Origin of the sequence: Paenibacillus sp. FSL R5-0378 (assembly GCF_038009285.1) — a bacterium.
Taxonomy (GTDB): Bacteria; Bacillota; Bacilli; order Paenibacillales; family Paenibacillaceae; genus Paenibacillus_AQ; species Paenibacillus_AQ favisporus.
Genome location: NZ_JBBPAY010000001.1, coordinates 1,553,475 through 1,570,476, shown reverse-complemented (window position 1 = coordinate 1,570,476; position 17,002 = coordinate 1,553,475). Strand labels below are relative to the sequence as shown.

Annotated in this window: 13 protein-coding genes; 4 read left to right on the top strand and 9 right to left on the bottom strand. The window is 57.0% G+C overall.

What is annotated here, in order from left to right:
- Positions 1-22: 22 nt before the first annotated feature.
- Positions 23-745 (bottom strand): AAA family ATPase, encoded by a 723-nt coding sequence (locus tag MKY74_RS07030; protein WP_076176189.1) that lies wholly within the window; start codon positions 743-745, stop codon positions 23-25.
- A gap of 28 nt (positions 746-773) precedes the next feature.
- Positions 774-2,114 carry an aminotransferase-like domain-containing protein gene (locus MKY74_RS07025; RefSeq protein WP_076176191.1) on the bottom strand — a complete coding sequence of 447 codons (1,341 nt, stop codon included), beginning with the start codon at positions 2,112-2,114 and terminating at the stop codon, positions 774-776.
- 142 nt (positions 2,115-2,256) lie between these two features.
- On the opposite strand from MKY74_RS07025, the gene MKY74_RS07020 reads away from it, so the two are divergent.
- Entirely contained in the window at positions 2,257-3,207 is a 951-nt protein-coding gene (locus MKY74_RS07020; protein ID WP_076176193.1) for a DMT family transporter, read from the top strand.
- A gap of 188 nt (positions 3,208-3,395) precedes the next feature.
- On the opposite strand, the gene MKY74_RS07015 is transcribed toward MKY74_RS07020, so the two are convergent.
- The 4 genes from MKY74_RS07015 to MKY74_RS07000 all read right to left on the bottom strand — a co-directional run bounded on the left by MKY74_RS07015 (position 3,396) and on the right by MKY74_RS07000 (position 10,066).
- The gene (locus tag MKY74_RS07015; RefSeq protein ID WP_076176195.1) at positions 3,396-6,641 is read right to left on the bottom strand and encodes a DEAD/DEAH box helicase; all 3,246 of its coding nucleotides are present in this window, start codon (positions 6,639-6,641) and stop codon (positions 3,396-3,398) included.
- Positions 6,638-8,269, bottom strand: coding sequence for an SWIM zinc finger family protein (locus MKY74_RS07010; RefSeq protein WP_076176197.1), 1,632 nt, complete (start codon positions 8,267-8,269; stop codon positions 6,638-6,640). The genes MKY74_RS07015 and MKY74_RS07010 overlap by 4 nt, the downstream gene beginning before the upstream one ends.
- A 61-nt stretch (positions 8,270-8,330) precedes the next feature.
- The gene (locus MKY74_RS07005) at positions 8,331-9,533 is read right to left on the bottom strand and encodes an MFS transporter (protein WP_076176268.1); all 1,203 of its coding nucleotides are present in this window, start codon (positions 9,531-9,533) and stop codon (positions 8,331-8,333) included.
- A gap of 104 nt (positions 9,534-9,637) precedes the next feature.
- On the bottom strand, positions 9,638-10,066 hold the full coding sequence (locus tag MKY74_RS07000) for a DnaJ family domain-containing protein (protein WP_076176199.1): 429 nt from the start codon (positions 10,064-10,066) through the stop codon (positions 9,638-9,640).
- A gap of 203 nt (positions 10,067-10,269) precedes the next feature.
- Between MKY74_RS07000 and MKY74_RS06995 the strand changes: the two genes are divergently transcribed.
- Entirely contained in the window at positions 10,270-11,130 is an 861-nt protein-coding gene (locus MKY74_RS06995) for a CPBP family intramembrane glutamic endopeptidase (RefSeq protein WP_076176201.1), read from the top strand.
- A gap of 122 nt (positions 11,131-11,252) precedes the next feature.
- Here the strand turns inward: MKY74_RS06995 and MKY74_RS06990 are convergent, their stop codons facing one another.
- The gene (locus MKY74_RS06990; protein ID WP_076176203.1) at positions 11,253-12,713 is read right to left on the bottom strand and encodes an MFS transporter; all 1,461 of its coding nucleotides are present in this window, start codon (positions 12,711-12,713) and stop codon (positions 11,253-11,255) included.
- A 174-nt stretch (positions 12,714-12,887) separates the two neighbouring features.
- Between MKY74_RS06990 and MKY74_RS06985 the strand changes: the two genes are divergently transcribed.
- Positions 12,888-13,316 (top strand): MarR family winged helix-turn-helix transcriptional regulator, encoded by a 429-nt coding sequence (locus MKY74_RS06985; RefSeq protein ID WP_076176205.1) that lies wholly within the window; start codon positions 12,888-12,890, stop codon positions 13,314-13,316.
- 124 nt (positions 13,317-13,440) lie between these two features.
- Here MKY74_RS06985 and MKY74_RS06980 read toward each other — a convergent pair whose 3' ends face one another.
- Positions 13,441-15,159: an ABC transporter ATP-binding protein gene (locus MKY74_RS06980; protein ID WP_076176207.1), complete on the bottom strand. Its 1,719-nt coding sequence runs from the start codon at positions 15,157-15,159 to the stop codon at positions 13,441-13,443.
- Between the two features lie 28 nt (positions 15,160-15,187).
- Positions 15,188-15,541, bottom strand: coding sequence for a glyoxalase superfamily protein (locus tag MKY74_RS06975; RefSeq protein WP_076176209.1), 354 nt, complete (start codon positions 15,539-15,541; stop codon positions 15,188-15,190).
- A gap of 275 nt (positions 15,542-15,816) precedes the next feature.
- On the opposite strand from MKY74_RS06975, the gene MKY74_RS06970 reads away from it, so the two are divergent.
- Positions 15,817-16,959: a tyrosine-protein phosphatase gene (locus MKY74_RS06970; protein WP_244169444.1), complete on the top strand. Its 1,143-nt coding sequence runs from the start codon at positions 15,817-15,819 to the stop codon at positions 16,957-16,959.
- Positions 16,960-17,002: the final 43 nt, after the last annotated feature.

Genomic DNA, 17,002 nt, shown 5'->3' with positions numbered 1-17,002 from the left:
CTTTTAACATGGAATATCCGCTTCAGTCCCCGTCCTCCTCCTCAAACAGCTCGCTCAGCACACGCTTCCGGTTTTCAAGAAAACGGCGGGTGATGATATAATGCATCGTATCTTCATATTGAACCTCTTGGGGAGGATGGACGTCAAAATTGATGATATCCGCATCGGGATAGCCCAGCAGGATCGGCGAATGGGTCGCGATGATAAACTGGGCCTCTTTCTCCAAATCCTTGATCACCTTCAGCAGCGCCAGCTGCCGCGCTGGAGATAAGGCCGCTTCAGGCTCGTCCAGCAGGTAGATAGCCTTTTTACCGAACCGGTGCTTGAACAGCGACAGAAAGGCCTCCCCATGCGACTGCTCATGCAGAGATCGCCCTCCGTAATAACGTAAGCTGGCAGGCATGGTGTCCAGATGACTGGCAAAATGGTAAAACGTCTCCGCACGCAGGAAAAACCCGTTCGTCACTTTGGGCATCCAGGACAACCGGATATGGTCACCAAGCGCTGATTGGGAAGCATCCACCTCATACGCGTTGTTTCTGCTCCCGCCGGCCGTGTTGAATCCGCACCGGTCTGCGATTCCTTCCATCAGCGTGGATTTGCCCGACCCATTTTCCCCGACAAAAAAGGTGACGTTTCCCCGAAACGACAGGGACTCCAAATTCCGCAGCGCCGGGATGGAAAAGGGGTATTCGTTCCCCTTGGTATGTTCATTGCGCAGAATGGTCAAGCTTCGTAAAAACATCGGTCTTCTCCCTTCATCATGGATCGTCCTACCCGATCTCCCGAATCACCTGCTCAATGCCGGACTCGATGTCCGGCTCCTTCACGCTGGACACATTCAGCTTGAGAAGCGGCTCTTTCACAAACGAATCAAGGTAACCTGCGTCTGCCGTTTCGACCCGAATGAACTTTTTCTGCAGCCGCTGAATCACCTGACGGGCACGGGCAGCATCCTCCAGCTTCAGATAGGTGTGGACACCCCGCTGCCGGGCCGGCTGGTAGGTAAAGTGAGACGATTGCGTACTTCCTGCATGCAACATGATCGTTTCATGCAGCAGGGCAGATCTTCGCCCATAGCAGCTGCGCATTTTTTTGCGGTGACGCTCAAACATGCCGCTCTTGAGGTACAGCTCCAGGGCCGCCTGGGAGAGCATCGAGCTGTCGATGTCCGACAGTTTTTTATATTGGTTGAAATCGTTCCGAAGCGCCTCCGGGAGCACGGCCACACCGATCCGCAGGCCCGGAAATATGATCTTGGAATAACTCTTTAAATAGACGACATGTGCGGAATCGTCGTACGCATAGATCGGGTCCTCTTTGGCATCCTGCTCCAGATCGGCCATGTAATCGTCCTCGATAACGTAAACGTCGTACTGGGCCGCCAGACGGGCGATAGCTTTCTTTTGCGACCGGTTATAGGATCCTCCCAGCGGATTGTGGAAGCGTGGCACCGTATAGAACCACTTGATCTCCCTGGTCTTAAACATCCGTTCCAGCTCATCCAGATCGATGCCGTCGCCCGACCGCCGGATCCCTTCTGCTTCCATGCCGTACGTCCTCAGGTACTCCATCAGCAGCGGATAACACGGCTGTTCCACCAAAACCCGGTGTCGGCCGTTCGGAAACGGAATACGCGCCAGCAGCCCCAGCGACTGCTGTACCCCGGACGTAATGAAGATACCGCGCTGATCGGTGAACACCTGGTAAGAGGCCAATTGGCGCTGCATCTCGCGGATCAAGGACGGCAGACCCTGAGGCGTGCCGTAAATGAACAAGTCGTTGCGGTACATATCGATCGCTTTATTGATACAATGCTGAAAATCCAGATACGGAAAAATATCCGGATCAGGCGCAGCCGCCGTAAAATCGATCCACCGGTTTCCCGGATTCTGCTTTTTTCCGGACCGCTTCATCACGTAATAACCGCTCTTGGGGGCGGCATAAATCAAATGCTTGTCCTGCAGCTCCTCCAGCGCGCGGATCACCGTGCTTTTGCTGCAATCATAGCGCTTTGACAGCTCCCGGATGGACGGCAGCCTGTCCCCCTCCTTATAGGCGTCACCCGAGATTTGCAGTTCCAAATCGTTGATCAGCTCGGCGTATTTATACATCGTAACGCCTCCTCCCCCGCTCTTTTGTACCGGTACAGATGATGATTATTGATATTGTAGCACAGCCGCGCTCCCCGTAAAATGAAACCATCCACAGGACCGGTCCATAAAGCGCGCGCAGTGATTAGGGAGGTCTGACTTTATGAATGCTTCTTCGAATAAAAAAGCGGTCGCGGCCGCGCTCATCAACGCTTTGATCATCGGATTGTCTTTTATTTTCGTCAAAATCGCGCTCAGCGTATCGGATCCGCTCGACACGCTTGCCCATCGCTTCACGCTGTCCTTTCTGGCGGCATCGCTGTTCGCCTTTCCCGGACGGGCCCGAATGAAGGAAGTCATGCCCCGGACAGCCGCGCTGCTTCCGCTGGCCCTTCTTTACCCTTCGCTGTTTTTTGCCTTGCAGGCATTTGGGCTGCTCTACGCCTCGTCCTCGGTGGCCGGGATCGTCCAAGCGGTCGTGCCGGTGTTTACGATGATTCTGGCTGCGATCTTCCTCAAGGAGCACACGACGTTTGCCCAAAAAATGTTCACCCTGGTTTCGGTGGCCGGTGTTATTCTGATCTTTGCCGTGCCCGGGATCAGCATCTCCTCCGCCAGCCTTGGCGGTGTTCTGCTGATTCTCCTGTCCGCCCTGTCCATGGCGGGATATAATACAGGCGCCCGGAGGATGACCAAAACCTGGCGTCCAAAGGATATGACCTACATCATCACCTTCTTCGGCTTTGCGTTTTTCAACGCCATATCGGTGATTAAGCATGTATCTCAAGGGACGCTCAGCCAGTATTTCATGCCGTTCCTGGAGCCTAAATTTCTTCTGGCCGTGCTGTACCTTGGCGTGTTGTCCTCCCTCGTGACTTCGTTTCTGACCAACTATGCCCTGTCCCGAATGGAGGCCTCCCGCGTCAGCGTCTTCGGCAGCCTCTCCACCGTTGTGACGATCGCCGGCGGCGTGCTGCTGCTGAACGAGCGTCTGGACTGGTACCACTGGGTGGGAGCTGTCCTGATTATCGGCGGCGTAATGGGTGTGAACCTGAAGCGGCGACCGGGAGTGCGGGCGGATCAGAGCAAGGAGCTTGGGAGCTCCAAAGGATAATGTGTGTTGGGCTTTAACCTTAGTCAGCCACTTGGGCATGAAGGCAGTCCAAAACAAAACAGGCAGCACAGGAATCAAGGATCATGCGTGTCAGGCACTCTAACAGCAAAAAAACAGCTGCAATTTCCTGCAGCTGTTTTTCACACCCCAACTAATGATACATGTCTCCAGCTTCCCCTCAGCTGTCCCTACCAGTCGCGCCGCAGCGTAAACAGGTCCTTCAGCGCTTCGGTCGACAGCTCGGTAATCCAGCTTTCCGTGCTGGAAATGACATTATCACTGAGCTGCTGCTTGCTCTCCAGCATCTCGTCGATCCGCTCCTCCAGCGTGCCGAGCGAGATGAACTTGTGCACCTGCACGTCCTTGGTCTGGCCCATCCGGTAGGCCCGGTCCGTTGCCTGGTTCTCCACCGCCGGGTTCCACCAGCGGTCGAAGTGGAAGACGTGGTTGGCCGCAGTCAGGTTCAGACCGACGCCCCCCGCCTTGATCGACAGGATGAACACACCCGGCTGCTCGGCAGCCGACAGCGACTGGGACTGGAACTGTTCGATCATCCGGTCCCGCGCGGTTTTGGACGTGCTGCCGTTCAGATACAGCACCGGCTCCTGCAGCTCCTGCCCCAGCACCCGCTTAAGCATCTCGCCCATGCCGATATACTGCGTAAAAATCAGGCAGCGGTCGCCCTCTTCCCGCAGCTCCTTGACCATGGCCAGCAGCCGTTCCAGCTTGGCCGAGCGGCTGATAAGCCGTTCTGTGTCGAGCTGACCTCCTGAGGATTCAGCAGCTGTCCGTGCAGCAGCCTCATGCTCTGGCGCCTTTGCATCGGCTGAAGTTTCCGCAGCCAAGCCAACGGCATCAACAGTGCCAGCCGAAGTCCGTCGATCACTTATAGCCGCTTCGCTGCCCTCAGCCTCATGCTTTCCGGCAGTCTCCAGATTACCCGAAACTCCTGAAGCGTTTGAATCACTCAGGATACCTGAGTCAGCTGCACCGTCCGTGCCTGCCGCTGCGCCCGCCGTACCAGAAACCGCGGCCATATCCGCGGGATCCACAAAGTTGTCGACCGATTCCCCGGTCAGGAGCACCGGATGGTCGCAGACCTGCTTGAGCTGTGTCAGGGCCGACAGAATGGCCCCCTTCCGCTGAATACCCTCGAGCTTCTGCACCCGGTTCATCAGGTCGTTGACCGTCTGATCGTAGAGGGCGCTTTGCTCGGCGGTCAAGTGGATATAGGTTTTCATCTCGTTCTTTTCCGGCAGCTCCAATTGGATGTGCGGATCCTTCTTCTTCCGCCGCAGCATAAACGGCTTCACCAGCTTCTGCAGCTGCGCCGTCCGCTGCTCGTCCTGGTCCCGCTCGATCGGCTGAATAAAGCGGACCTGGAAGCTGCGCAGGCTGCCCAGATATCCCGGGTTCATAAAATCGTACAGCGACCACAGCTCGGAAAGCCGGTTTTCGATCGGCGTTCCGGTCAGCGCGATCCGGTGCCGGGCCGGAAAGCTGCGAACGGCGGCCGACTGCTTCGTCTGGGCGTTCTTGATGTTCTGCGCCTCGTCCAGGCACAGCGATTCCCAGGCGAACTCCTTCAGCAGGTCCTGGTCCAGCGTCGCGGTCGCGTACGAGGTCAGGACGACATCGGCCTCGCGTAGTTCTTCACGGAGCGCCGCCTCGCCCGACCGGCGGCTGCCGTAATGCAGCAGCACCTTCAGCGAAGGCGCAAAGCGGCTGATCTCCTTCTGCCAGTTGCCCAGCACCGAGGTCGGGCAGATCAGCAGCGAAGGCAGGCGCCGTTCTCCGGATGCGTCCGCCGTCTCCTTCAGGTGCAGCAAATACGTGATAAACTGGATGGTTTTCCCTAGTCCCATATCGTCGGCAAGGCAGGCGCCCAGCCCAAACCGGCGCAGAAACGCCAGCCAGGAGAACCCGTCGTACTGGTAAGAACGCAGCTCGGCCTGCAGCCCGGATGGAACGTCCAACTTCGGCCAGGCCGACTTCTGGCTGAGCTGGTTCATCAGCGTCAGAAGATGCTCGTTCAGCTCCACCTCGAGCTCGATCCGAGCCGCTTCATCCGGATCTTCGTCCGCCTCTTCTTCCTCGCCGTCCTCCCGCTTCCGTGAGCCGGCATCCTCGTCCTTCCGCTGGAGATGCAGATGCAGAACGTCCTGAAGGGACAAGCCCTGCGAGCTGTCGACTCCTTCCATCATCTGGCCGATCTGCTTGATCAGGCTGGGGTCGAGCGTAATCCATTCGCCGCGGAAGCGAACCAGCCGCTCGTTGCGGGCGACCAGCTCCTTGAATTCGTCCTCCGTAATCTGAAGGTCGCCGATCGACACCCGCCAGTCAAACTGAATGATCGAGTCCAGGCCGAACAGTGAGCTGCCCTGCCCTTTGGCGGCGGCCTCCTCGCCCTCGCCGGCCTTGACCTTGGCCCGCAGCTTCGGCTTCCGCCGGCTGGCGGCTTCCCACCACGCGGGCAGCAGCACCTGCCAGCCCGCATCCAGCAGACGGCGGCTGTCCGCCGTCAAAAACTGCCACGCCGCCGCGTCGGACAGCGGCTGGCCCAGCACGTCGCTGCGCTCCGCAGCCCGCACGCTCGCCGGCAGGCTGGCGCGCAGATGCTCCGCCCACCCGGCGGAGCGCTCGCGGATGTGGGCCGTCCAGACGTCCGGCCACACGCCGGATGCCTGTCCGTCCGCATCCAGACGGACAGACACCAGCACCGACGGGTCCAGCTTGTCCTGCAGCACAAGCTGAAGGCGCCAGACGGGCTCGGCTTCGTCCGGCTCCAGCAGCTGCAGCACGGGCCGAAACGGCGCCGCGTCCGCTTTCCAGCCGATCGAGATGAGCCACGCCTGCTCGGTCAAGCCGGCGACGGCCCCCTCTCTCGCGAAGAGCATCGGATACTCGCGGCGCAGGTCGGAAGCCGTCGCTTCCGTTCCATAACATTCGCTGAATACCAGCGAAGAGAACGCGGCGCGCAGCCCCTCGGCGAACTCCGGTCCCAGGTCCCTGATCTCTTCCCGCGCTTCGGCATCCAGCCGGGATTCATCCCAGTTCCACTGAAGCTTGCCGGACTGAAACGCGGGCAGGCTCGGGTTGTACCGCTTCTCACGAACGCAGGACATCAGCGCCGGAGCGAGCCGGATCAACGTCTCCGTCCCTTCGTCTCCCGCCCACTGGATGTGGGCAAGCAGGTCCAGCTGGGCGAAGAACGCAATGACGTACTCGGCCGGCAGGATGACCAGCTCGATGTCCTGCACCTGCTGAACGTCCAGCTGCGTACCGTACAAAGTCTCTTCATGCCAGGCGAACAGCCTGTGCTTCAGGTCGATGCCGGGCACAGTCCGGCGCGTTGGCGTCGAGCCGTAGATGAGCGCGTCGCCGTACCCGCTGAGCCGGGTATGGATTGTGATGGTGTCGGTGTATGGAATCATGGGATCAACTTTCCTTTCCGAAGCTCTTCCTGAAGCGCGCGCAGCCGGCTGTGGCGGCTGGAAAACACGATGATGAATTCTTCCCAGCGCTCCTCCCGCTTCAATTTTTTGTACAGCTTGGCCAGACGCTTGAGCAGCTTGACCGCGGCTTTGTAGCCGGAGCGGTTCTTCAGGAGGACATGCCGCTCCACGCCTTGATGGTAGAAGGGCAGCAGCAGCTCAGGCGCCTGCTTCTCGATCGGCGCAAGCACGCTGACCCGGAACTCCAGCGGGTCCTTGCCGGAGCTGAGCTGCACGTCCATCCACAAGCGCCATTTTTCGTGAGCCAGCAGGTTATCTTCATAAACTTCCTTGGAATACGGCAGCATCCCGGCGAGGGTATGCCACATCGTCTCCTCCGCCTCGGGCACATGCCGGACAAAGGTATTCCAATAGGCGGCATATTCGTGCAGCGGCTCCTTCCGGTGATTGCTGAACAGAGGAGCCAGCCGCACCAGCCATTCCTGCAGGCGGGCCCAATCCTCCGAAGCGGACAGCTCGTCCAGAAAGGAGGTCAGGAAGCCGTGCGGGATGATGGAAGCCTTGTCCGCTGCCTGCAGCCAGGACCAGGCTTGCCGGTCTTCCCCCATCAGGAACGCAATCCGGGACTGGGCGAGCATCCACGGCAGCCGGGAGAGCGTATCGCCCAGCTCCTCTTCGACGCTTTGCAGTTTCCGCATCTCTTCCTCATGCATCCGGGTGTCTTTAACGTTCGGATGGATCCATTTCAGCCAGAACCGGTCATAAATATCGAACAGATAACCTTGCTGCCCAGTTTCCGTCAGCATTTGCCGGCGCAGGTAGTTCAGCGTCTTGGTCACGCGCGGCCACTGATCCGGCTCGGCGGCCAGATCGATCCCTTCGCCCAGCAGCTGCAGCATGCCTCCCCGCAGTTCATCCGCGGCCACCTGCACGTGGTACCCCAAAAATGCCGGAGACCGTCCGCCCGGCACAATTGGCTTGATCAGCTTGATCAGCATATACAGCCTGGCATGGAGCTGATACAGCTGCTCCATGGCCGGAGTCAGGTCCGGCTTGACGGCGTTGATCGCATGTATGGCGTTTCGGGCATAGTGCGAGTTCTGGCTCGTAAATTCCAGCGGAGTGATGCACAGCTTGAAGAAGGCGTGCCATTCGGAGAGGCTCATCTCCGCCAAATGAGCCGCCTTCTCCCTTAAAGCATCCGCCGCACTTCCCCGCTGCACAGGCCCGAGGTCTTCTTCATCTTCCGTCTCCGGCAGATGGTGCTGGAGCCTGACGGTCGTATGCGCATTGACAATCGCATGCACGGACCGGCCCTGCCGGCTGACATACTCCAGGAGGGCGGCGATGGAATGCTTGCATCGTTCCCCGACAGGGCAGCCGCAGCGCCCCTCCTGAACTGACTCGGGATTCAGGTGGACACGGTAAGCCTCCCCGCCCTTCACCACGGCCTCAATTTCGCCATCCCCGCCAATCGACAGCTCCGTCACCCGGCCCTGTTTATAATATTGAAATCCGCGTTTGATCGTCAGGTCGTTATAATACTCCGCAACGCTGCGGATCAGCTCTTGCCACTGTATATCGTTTATAGTTTGGTTCACACTCATGATTGTTCATCGTCTCCTGAGAGAGCGTTAGGAAAAAGCGTGAGGAACCCCCACGCTTTCCCTACAGCAGTTCGTTTCTTTTTTTCAAATACCGGTACAGCACGAAGCTGACCGCCGAGCAGATCAGGGCGCATAAGCCGATAAACGAATATCCGGCCTGCAGTCCCCGGACCAGGCCTTCAGGGGTGCCGGAACCAAAGATATGCTTTACGCCGCTCGTGATGGCGCCGATCAGATAATTGCCGATCACGCTGCCGACCCCCATAAGGGTGACGGTGAAGGTGATAGCCGTATCGCTTCCTTTAACGTAACGCTTGGCGATAACCGCCATGACGGTCGGATAAATCGGAGCAATGCCGATGCCTGCGGCCGCAAACAGGAACGCGCCCCCTTCCCCGCTGACAATGGCGGCGAACGTGCACAGCCCCGAGAAGCCGGAGAGGATCATCAGCGACAGAATAAAGCCGATTCGGTCCGTTACCGTGCCCAGGAAAAGGCGTGCCAGTGAGAAACACAGGAAAAAGATCGAGAGCATGCCCGAAGCTGCGGTCTGGTCCCAGTGATAGCTTTTCTCCAGAAAATTAACCAGCCAGCTGCCTACGGCCATTTCCGAAATGACCCCGAAGGTCAACAGCAGCACGATCATCCACAAGGCCCGGTCCTTGGTCAGCATCCACAGCGAGATCCGGTCCTCCTGGACGGTATCGTCGCCCGGAAACCGGCCGAGCAGCGCCGGGATCATCGGAATCACCGCCAGCGCAAGCATCACCATATACATCTCACGCCAGCCGAGCGTCACGCCCAAGATCGAAACGGACATTAAACCTGAGGCGATCATCGGCGCCACGATCGAGCTGAGCCCGTAGAAAAAGTGCGACAAGTTCATCATCGTCCCGGTATTGCGCACGAAAATCCGCGCTCCCAGAATCGCCAGGCCGATTTCCAGCATGCCGTTGCCGGTGTACATGAAAAAATAGGACGCCGAAAATAGAGGGTATGTTCGCGACAATAAGATGAAGACGCCCGAGAGAACCATCGACCCGAACGAGATCATGCTGACCCATTTGATCCCGATCTTGCGGGTAATATACCCTGTGAAGGAACAAGCCAGCAGATACCCGAGCGAATTGAGCGAGAGCAGGGTTCCAAGCTGCTGCTCGTCGAGTCCGAAATCCGCCTGGATGCGGGGAATCGCCGGACCCTTGATATTTTCCGAAAACCCAAAAATGATGAACCCGATAAAAACGGTCGCCAGCTGCAGCATATAGTTGCGGCCGGCCGGCTTGGCCGTTTTCACGTCGTTCAATTCCGCCTGTGTCTGCAATGATAAATCTCCTTAATCATAAAGTGGATGAACGTTTTATAACATTAAACCCATTTGGGGTAGGCATTCTCCAAATTCGCTCTGGACACCAGCCCCTTCTGCAGCATCGGGTGCGGCACGATCCGGTTATACGTTCTGATTTTGTCGTTAACCGCTTCGAGTTCGGCCCGAAGCTCGTGATCCGAGCAGGGATTGTCAGCCAGACGCTTCAAATCCGCAGCGATTTCCTTCCGCAGCTCGGCCCAAGGAGGCTGATAATTGTTTTTCTTCAAAATGCTGCTGAACACGTCTTCGTCGTCGATCTTATGTGGCTTGCCTTTGCCCGGCAAATCGTCAAACCCGCCACGCTTCGCAAAATCGTCAATAGCCGATTCCACCAGCCCGTAACGTGTGGACATGTTCTGGTAGCGGTCTTCCGCTTCGGCCTTTTCGTCCTGATCTTTCGCTTCTTTGTTCTGATCTTCCCGTTCCACCCCAGTCACCTCTCCTTATGCCAGGATCGCCGATCCGTTATTTGGAGCCTATCGCGTATCGTATAACCCCATTGTAGCATACCCCGGTCTTCCCTCAGCATGTCGTATTTCGAAAAGGCCGCAAATGATCGCCAGAGCTTTATAAATTCTTGATAATTGCCTCTTACCATAACATTAACAACTAACAAGAGAGGAAGTTATTCATGAAAATAACATCTGTTCGCTCCGCGACGGCATTCAGTGTGACTGTGCTGCTGCTTACCCTGCTGGCCAATCTGTCCGGAAGCATGAATCTCGTCGCCATCAGCCAGCTTGCTCCAATGATCACCGTGCTGCTGATGCTGATCTTTATATCCGGAAGAAAAGATTCTCTCCGTTCATCGGGGCTCGGCACGTTTGGCGGTCTCCGCTGGTATTTTGCCGCCATCTTGTCCATCGTCCCGATTGGAATCGGGTTTCTTGCCGCGTGGGCTTTCGGGATCGTACAACTTCCGTCAGCCGAATTCCTGAGCCAAGGCACCGCCCGCTTCACCGTTTCCGAATATGCCTGGTATATCACCAAAAGCTCCTGGGCTCCTCAGATGCTGATCAGCATGCTGATCTTTTCCTTCGGGGAAGAAATCGGCTGGCGCGGCTACCTCCAACCCAAGCTGACGGAAGCTTACGGCATTCGAAAGTCCATTCTGATCACCGCTGCCGTGTGGGCCTGCTTCCACTACCCTTTTTATCTGAACCAATACAATACGGACGGGAATGTGTGGATCAATCTGGTGCTGTTTACCGTTATGATCTTTCCGTTATCCGTATTTATGGGCTGGGTCCGCTGGCGCAGCCGCAGCATCTGGCCGGTCGTTGTCATTCACATGGTCATCAATTTGTCGCGGAGCTGGCTGGAGCAGCTGTTCTTCGATAAAGCTTCGGGCTGGTCTTACGTGGCCGGGGAGAGCGGGGTCATTACCATTGCAGTATGGGCGGCCTGCGCGGCTGTGATCTGGGTCAAGCTTGGAAAAAGCACCTGGGCTAAAAAAGCATCCGGTAAGCTGTCCGAGGTTAATGCGGGGTAAGGAGTAAAGCGGGACCCCTTTTGCTGAAGTTTTTGTTGCGCTATTTCTTACACTTAAAAAAAACAACCGTCCTTTTTCGGACGGTTGTTTTCAGTATTAAACTGGCTTTTTCATCTTAAAAATCAAGCCTTTACCTCCCGGCGCTTTCCCGCCTTCGCCCGGTACATGCGCCAGCCCGTCAGGGCGGCGGCTACCAGGCAGATGCAGGCTGACGTGCTGAACACGGCGTGCATGCCGCTTAAGAAAATGTCGGGATGACCCGGCACCAGCCCGGTCACCCGCCGGCCGGCGCGGAGGCTCATGACGTGGAACAAAATCGTCGTTGCGACAGTGATGCCAACGACCATGCCCACGTTCCGCACCAAGGAGTTGACGCTCCCGGCTGAGCCGAGCTGCGTGCGCGGCACTTGGGACATGACGAGCGAGTTGTTCGGCGACTGGAACAGGCCGCTGCCGATGCCGAGCATGGCGATCCACAGCCCGACGAGCACGAGACGGCTTCCTTCATGCAGCCAGGCCAAGCCGAATTGGGCGATCACCATCACGACTAGGCCGGCAAAGGTGAGAAGCTCCGAGCCGATTTTGTCCGACAAAGCGCCGCTCACCGGCGCCACGATGACCATGCAGATCGGGAAGAGCATCAGCAGGAAGCCGGCGGCAAACGGCGATAAATTCAGCATGTTCTGGGCGTAAAACGGCGCGATGATGTTGAAGCAGAAATTGGCCGTAAAGACGAGAAAGCCGCACAGAATGCTGATGGAGAAGAGCGGATTTTTAAACAGCGACAGATCCAGCAGTGCGTCCTTGCGAACCGCTTCGGTGCGAAGGAAGATGACCAGCGCCACCAGCGCGACGGCAAGAGCGAGCAGAATCCAGACGTTGCCGTATCCGGCCTGCTGGCCGAGCAGCAGGCCTGCGAACAAGGTGATGATAAATACCGCGAACAGCGAGCTTCCCGGCACGTCGATCTTGGCCTTGACCCGGATCAAATCCGCCGGCAGCACCTTCCACCCCATGATGATCGCGATCAAACCGATCGGTACGTTAACCCAGAAAATGTACTCCCATCCGAGCGATGAAATGATGATGCCGCCTAAGGATGGCCCGGCAATGCTCCCGAGAGAAACGAACGTGCCGATCAGTCCCAGCGCCCTCCCCCGCTCCTTCGCCGGGAAAATATCAGTCAGAATCCCCTGACTGTTCGCCATCGTCATCGAAGCTCCAAGCGCTTGAATAACCCGGGAGACGATCAGGAACGGCAGCGTTGTGCTGAACCCGCACAGCAGCGATCCGATAATGAAGATGATCGTGCCGATTTTAAAAATACGGATCTTGCCTGCGATATCCCCCAATTTTCCGAAGAAAAGAATGACCGCGCAGATCGCCATCAGGTACCCCGTCGTCACCCATTCGATCTGGGCGATCGGCAGTCCCATCTGTTTGGACAGCACCGGCAGGGCGATGTTGACGATGCTTCCATCCAGTGTGGACATAAATGTAAATAAATTCAGAACAATGAGGATGATCCAGCGCTTCTTCTGGATATTCGCATCCTCTTGGTACGTCCGCTGTATTGAACTCATGTGGTACCTCCTGCTCCTGTTCATCTTTATTAGTTGCACGCGCAACTAATTGGCAGTAACAGTGTACCTTATATTAGTTGCGCTTGCAACCATTTTGAGATAAAATATTTGCTGAACTTGAGTTTATCGTTCCCGTTGTCCCTCCACTTCATGATGAAAGTAGGTGCCGATGTAATGCCGAACAAAGAACCGATTGGCAAGCTGATCTCGTACATCCATCGCCAGAACCAAAAAAGGCTCGCCAAGGAACTGGCTCCTTACGGCATCGGCGGCGGCGGACAGCACAGCTTCCTGAAGGCCATCCTGCATCAACCGGGAGTTACGCAGGAACAGCTGACCCAACAGTTGAAATTCGACAAGGCCACCACGGCCCGTTCCATTAAACAGCTGGAGGTGTCTGGTTATATCGAGCGCAAGCCGGACCCGGATGACCGGCGTTCCCAGCTGCTGTATCCCACCTCCAAAGCCAAGGAAGTACAGCCTCAGCTGCATGCGATCCTGGATGAATCCAACCGGACTCTAGCCCGGTATCTGACCCCGGAAGAGCATGATCAGCTGATCTCGCTGCTGCACAAAGTCAGCTTGGCCCAAAAAGATGAATAAAGTAAAGGAGCCCCACGGGAATCGTGGAGCTCCTTTTTGATGATTAAGGAAGGTATCCGCTTCGGAGAATTGGCTTCCTTATATCGCAAGAAATGCCTCCGCTAAAATGCGATTCAATCCGATATTACGAATGCTGCGACTGGGCCAGATGCAGCCGGCTGTATATGCCGCCGGCGGCAATCAGCTCCTGGTGCATGCCCTCCTCGGCAATACCCTGTTCATTCACGACCATAATCCGGTCTGCGTTGCGGATCGTCGTCAGCCGGTGAGCGATGACCAGCGTCGTGCGCCCCTGCGACAGCTCGGTCAGCGCCTGCTGAATGGCGGCTTCCGTCTCGGTGTCGAGCGCGGACGTTGCCTCATCCAGGATCAGGATCGGCGGGTTCTTCAGGAACATCCGGGCGATCGATAAGCGCTGCTTTTGTCCGCCCGACAGCTTCACACCCCGCTCGCCGATGACCGTATCCATGCCCTCCGGCATGGAGCGGATCACTTCGGCCAGCGATGCGCGCTCCGCCGCCTTCCAAATTTCCTCATCGGTGGCATTCAAATTGCCGTATGCGATATTTTCCTTCACCGTGCCGGAGAACAGGAACACATCCTGCTGCACGATGCCGATGTGCCGCCGCAGCGAATCCAGCTTGATGTCCCGGATATCGATGCCGTCGATCGTAATCCGTCCCCCATCCAGTTCATAGAAGCGCGGCAGCAGGCTGCAGATCGTCGTTTTCCCCGCTCCGGAAGGACCGACAAACGCGACGGTCTCCCCCGCCCGGATCGACAGATCAATATTGTTCAGGATCGGTTTGGCCGGATCATAACCGAAGGTGACGCCTTCGTAACGGATATTGCCTACAACCCGACCCAATTCCACTGCATCCGGAGCGTCCGCAATATCCGGCTCGGTATCCATGATTTCCAAATACCGCCGAAAGCCCGCGATGCCTTTCGGGTAGCTTTCGATGACCGCATTGATCTTTTCGATCGGGCGGAAAAAGACGTTGGACAGCAGCAGGAACGCCATGAACTCGCCCAGCTCGATCCGTCCGCTGAGGAAAAACCAGGCGCCGCACAGCATTACGAACACGGTGACGAGCCGCATCATCATGTAGGTCACCGACATGCTTTTCGCCATCGTCTTATAAGCCATCAGCTTGGTCTGGCGGAAGTTCTGGTTGTCGACGTCAAACAGCTTCTTCTCGTGCTCCTCATTGGCAAAGGACTGCACGACGCGGATTCCGCCGACGTTGTCCTCGATCCGGGCGTTGAAATTCCCCACGTTCCCGAACAGCCGCCGGTATGTCGTGGTCATTCGGCCCCCGAAGTGAATGATCACCCAGGCCATGACCGGGATAATGATAAAGGTCAGCAGCGCCAGCTCCATGTTAATGGAAGCCATCAGCGCAAAGGAGCCGATCAGCGTCATGACCGCAATAAAGACATCCTCCGGCCCGTGGTGGGCCACCTCGCCGACGTCGTTCAGATCATTGGTGATCCGCCCGACCAAATGCCCGGTTTTATGATTGTCGAAGAAACGGAACGAGAGCTTCTGGATATGGTCGAACAGCTTTTTACGCATATCCGTTTCAATGTTGATGCCCAGCATATGACCCCAGTAGGTCACGATATACTGCAGTACCATATTGAGCCCGTAAATGGCCAGCAGCGCTAGACAGGCGACGACGATGATCGCCCAGTCCTTGCTGGGCAGCAGGTTATCGATAAAATGGCTGACGGCCAGCGGAAAGGCCAGCTCCAGCAGCCCGGCGAACACCGCGCACACGAAATCAAGGATAAACAGCCCCTTGTACGGCTTGTAGTACGCGAAAAACCTTCGAATCATGGATGTATCACACTTCCTTGTTGATATTTTACGGCTTGTGGGCCAGGATATTGATCAGTTTCCCAAAAGGATCCCGTACATAGAAACGGCGCACGCCCCACGGCTCATCCGCCGGACCGTATTCGATCTGAAAGCCCGCCTGCTTCATACGGTTCAGAGCCTCGTCGACGTCATCCACTTCGATGGACAGGTCCGGCACCGGGGTGCCCGAGCCCCCTTCCGATGCGACGCTGACCTGAACATCCATACGGGCATCGGTCCCATAGGTGGCGATCCATCCGTGGTCCATCCACTTCTCCAAACCGAGCACGTCCTCGTAAAAAGTACGGGCGGCCGCCAGATCCTCCGTACGAATGTTCGTGACAATCCGTTTTACTTTCATCTCCATTCCCCCTGTTCCTTTTACTTCCAAGTAACTATTCGACACTGGTCGGGAACCCCCTCCCTGTATGCCGAATTTCCTCTGCTCAGACCCACATCCGCAAGAATTCTGTATCATGGTTCGTTTAGATCTGACACCTTTTATCGTGATTTATGTAAATACTGACACAATTTTACCTTCCGCTAATGCTCGGATAACATGATGCCAACACTTCTCCCCCATCATAAAGAGGACAACATGCATTTTTCTAAGACCAGAGGGGGAGAACAACGACCATGATGAAAAAAACGATTCTGCTGGGCACGGCCCTGCTGCTTTCGGCTGCGCCGCTGTCGGCAGCCACGGCCAGCGCAGCTGCACCTGCGGGCAAAGCGCCCGCGTCCGGCATTCAAGCCAAGGCCAAGCAGGGCAGCTTTACCGGGGCTGCCGTGGAACGAGCCAAAGACGGTACGCTGACGCTGCACTGGCAGACCACCGCCAATCTGGGACCGGTTAAAGTTTACTGGAGCCAGAGTCCGGATAGCGGCTGGAAGGAGCTTGCCCGTACCTACGCCTCGTTTGGCGGCCTGCGAACGAAGGATCCGAATCCGGGCAGCCGGGTTTACTTTAAAGTGAAGGCGGCGAGCGGTGCCGCCATCACAACCGCCGAACGCCTGCTGCCGCTACAAGGCGCCACCAACTTCCGCGATCTCGGCGGCTACAAAACGGCGGACGGCAAAACGGTCAAGTGGGGCAAGCTGTTCCGCTCGGACGAGCTCGCCGGCCTCACGGCAAGCGATATCGCCTATTTGCAAAAGAGCGGCCTGAAGACGATCGTGGACTACCGCACGGACGAAGAAGTGAAGTCCAAGCCCGATCCGGCGATTCCCGGCGCTGCCTATGTCCGCAACCCGGTCTTCGGCCAATCCGGCAGCGGCACTGACATCATGAGCTTCATGGCGAGCGGCGAGTTCGACAAAATGGGTAAGCCCGGCGACGTGCTGACCGCCGCCAACCGCGACATGGTCGACTCCCCTTCGGCTTACGTGAAATTGTTCGACATGATGCTGGATCCGGCATCCGCGGCGCTCGTACAGCACTGCACCGCAGGTAAAGACCGCACCGGCCTCGGCTCGGCATTGATGCTGCTAGCACTCGGCGTTCCGAAAGAAACCGTAGTCCAGGATTTCATGCTCAGCAACAAGTACCGGGAAGCGTACAACAAGGCGGCTGTGGACGCCATGGTGAAGCAGTTTAATCTGACGGACGAGAATGCGATTGAAGTCATCAAAGCGTTAATGGACGTCCGCCCGGAATATATCAACGCTGCTTTCGACGAAATGACGAAGAAATACGGCTCGATTCAGGGTTTCCTGGAAAAAGGCTTGGGGCTAAGCAAAGACGAGCAGGCAAAGCTGAAGCGGATGTATCTCGAATAGTCGCCTATCCCGGTTCTCCGGATGCGAACATAAAGACGACCTG

Bases quoted from the DNA above. Each gene is read 5' to 3' on its own strand.
- MKY74_RS07030 (WP_076176189.1), bottom strand. From the start codon at position 745: ATGTTTTTACGAAGCTTGACCATTCTGCGCAATGAACATACCAAGGGG.
- MKY74_RS07025 (WP_076176191.1), bottom strand. From the start codon at position 2,114: ATGTATAAATACGCCGAGCTGATCAACGATTTGGAACTGCAAATCTCG.
- MKY74_RS07020 (WP_076176193.1), top strand. From the start codon at position 2,257: ATGAATGCTTCTTCGAATAAAAAAGCGGTCGCGGCCGCGCTCATCAAC.
- MKY74_RS07015 (WP_076176195.1), bottom strand. From the start codon at position 6,641: ATGATTCCATACACCGACACCATCACAATCCATACCCGGCTCAGCGGG.
- MKY74_RS07010 (WP_076176197.1), bottom strand. From the start codon at position 8,269: ATGAGTGTGAACCAAACTATAAACGATATACAGTGGCAAGAGCTGATC.
- MKY74_RS07005 (WP_076176268.1), bottom strand. From the start codon at position 9,533: ATGCTGCAGCTGGCGACCGTTTTTATCGGGTTCATCATTTTTGGGTTT.
- MKY74_RS06995 (WP_076176201.1), top strand. From the start codon at position 10,270: ATGAAAATAACATCTGTTCGCTCCGCGACGGCATTCAGTGTGACTGTG.
- MKY74_RS06990 (WP_076176203.1), bottom strand. From the start codon at position 12,713: ATGAGTTCAATACAGCGGACGTACCAAGAGGATGCGAATATCCAGAAG.
- MKY74_RS06985 (WP_076176205.1), top strand. From the start codon at position 12,888: ATGCCGAACAAAGAACCGATTGGCAAGCTGATCTCGTACATCCATCGC.
- MKY74_RS06980 (WP_076176207.1), bottom strand. From the start codon at position 15,159: ATGATTCGAAGGTTTTTCGCGTACTACAAGCCGTACAAGGGGCTGTTT.
- MKY74_RS06975 (WP_076176209.1), bottom strand. From the start codon at position 15,541: ATGAAAGTAAAACGGATTGTCACGAACATTCGTACGGAGGATCTGGCG.
- MKY74_RS06970 (WP_244169444.1), top strand. From the start codon at position 15,817: ATGATGAAAAAAACGATTCTGCTGGGCACGGCCCTGCTGCTTTCGGCT.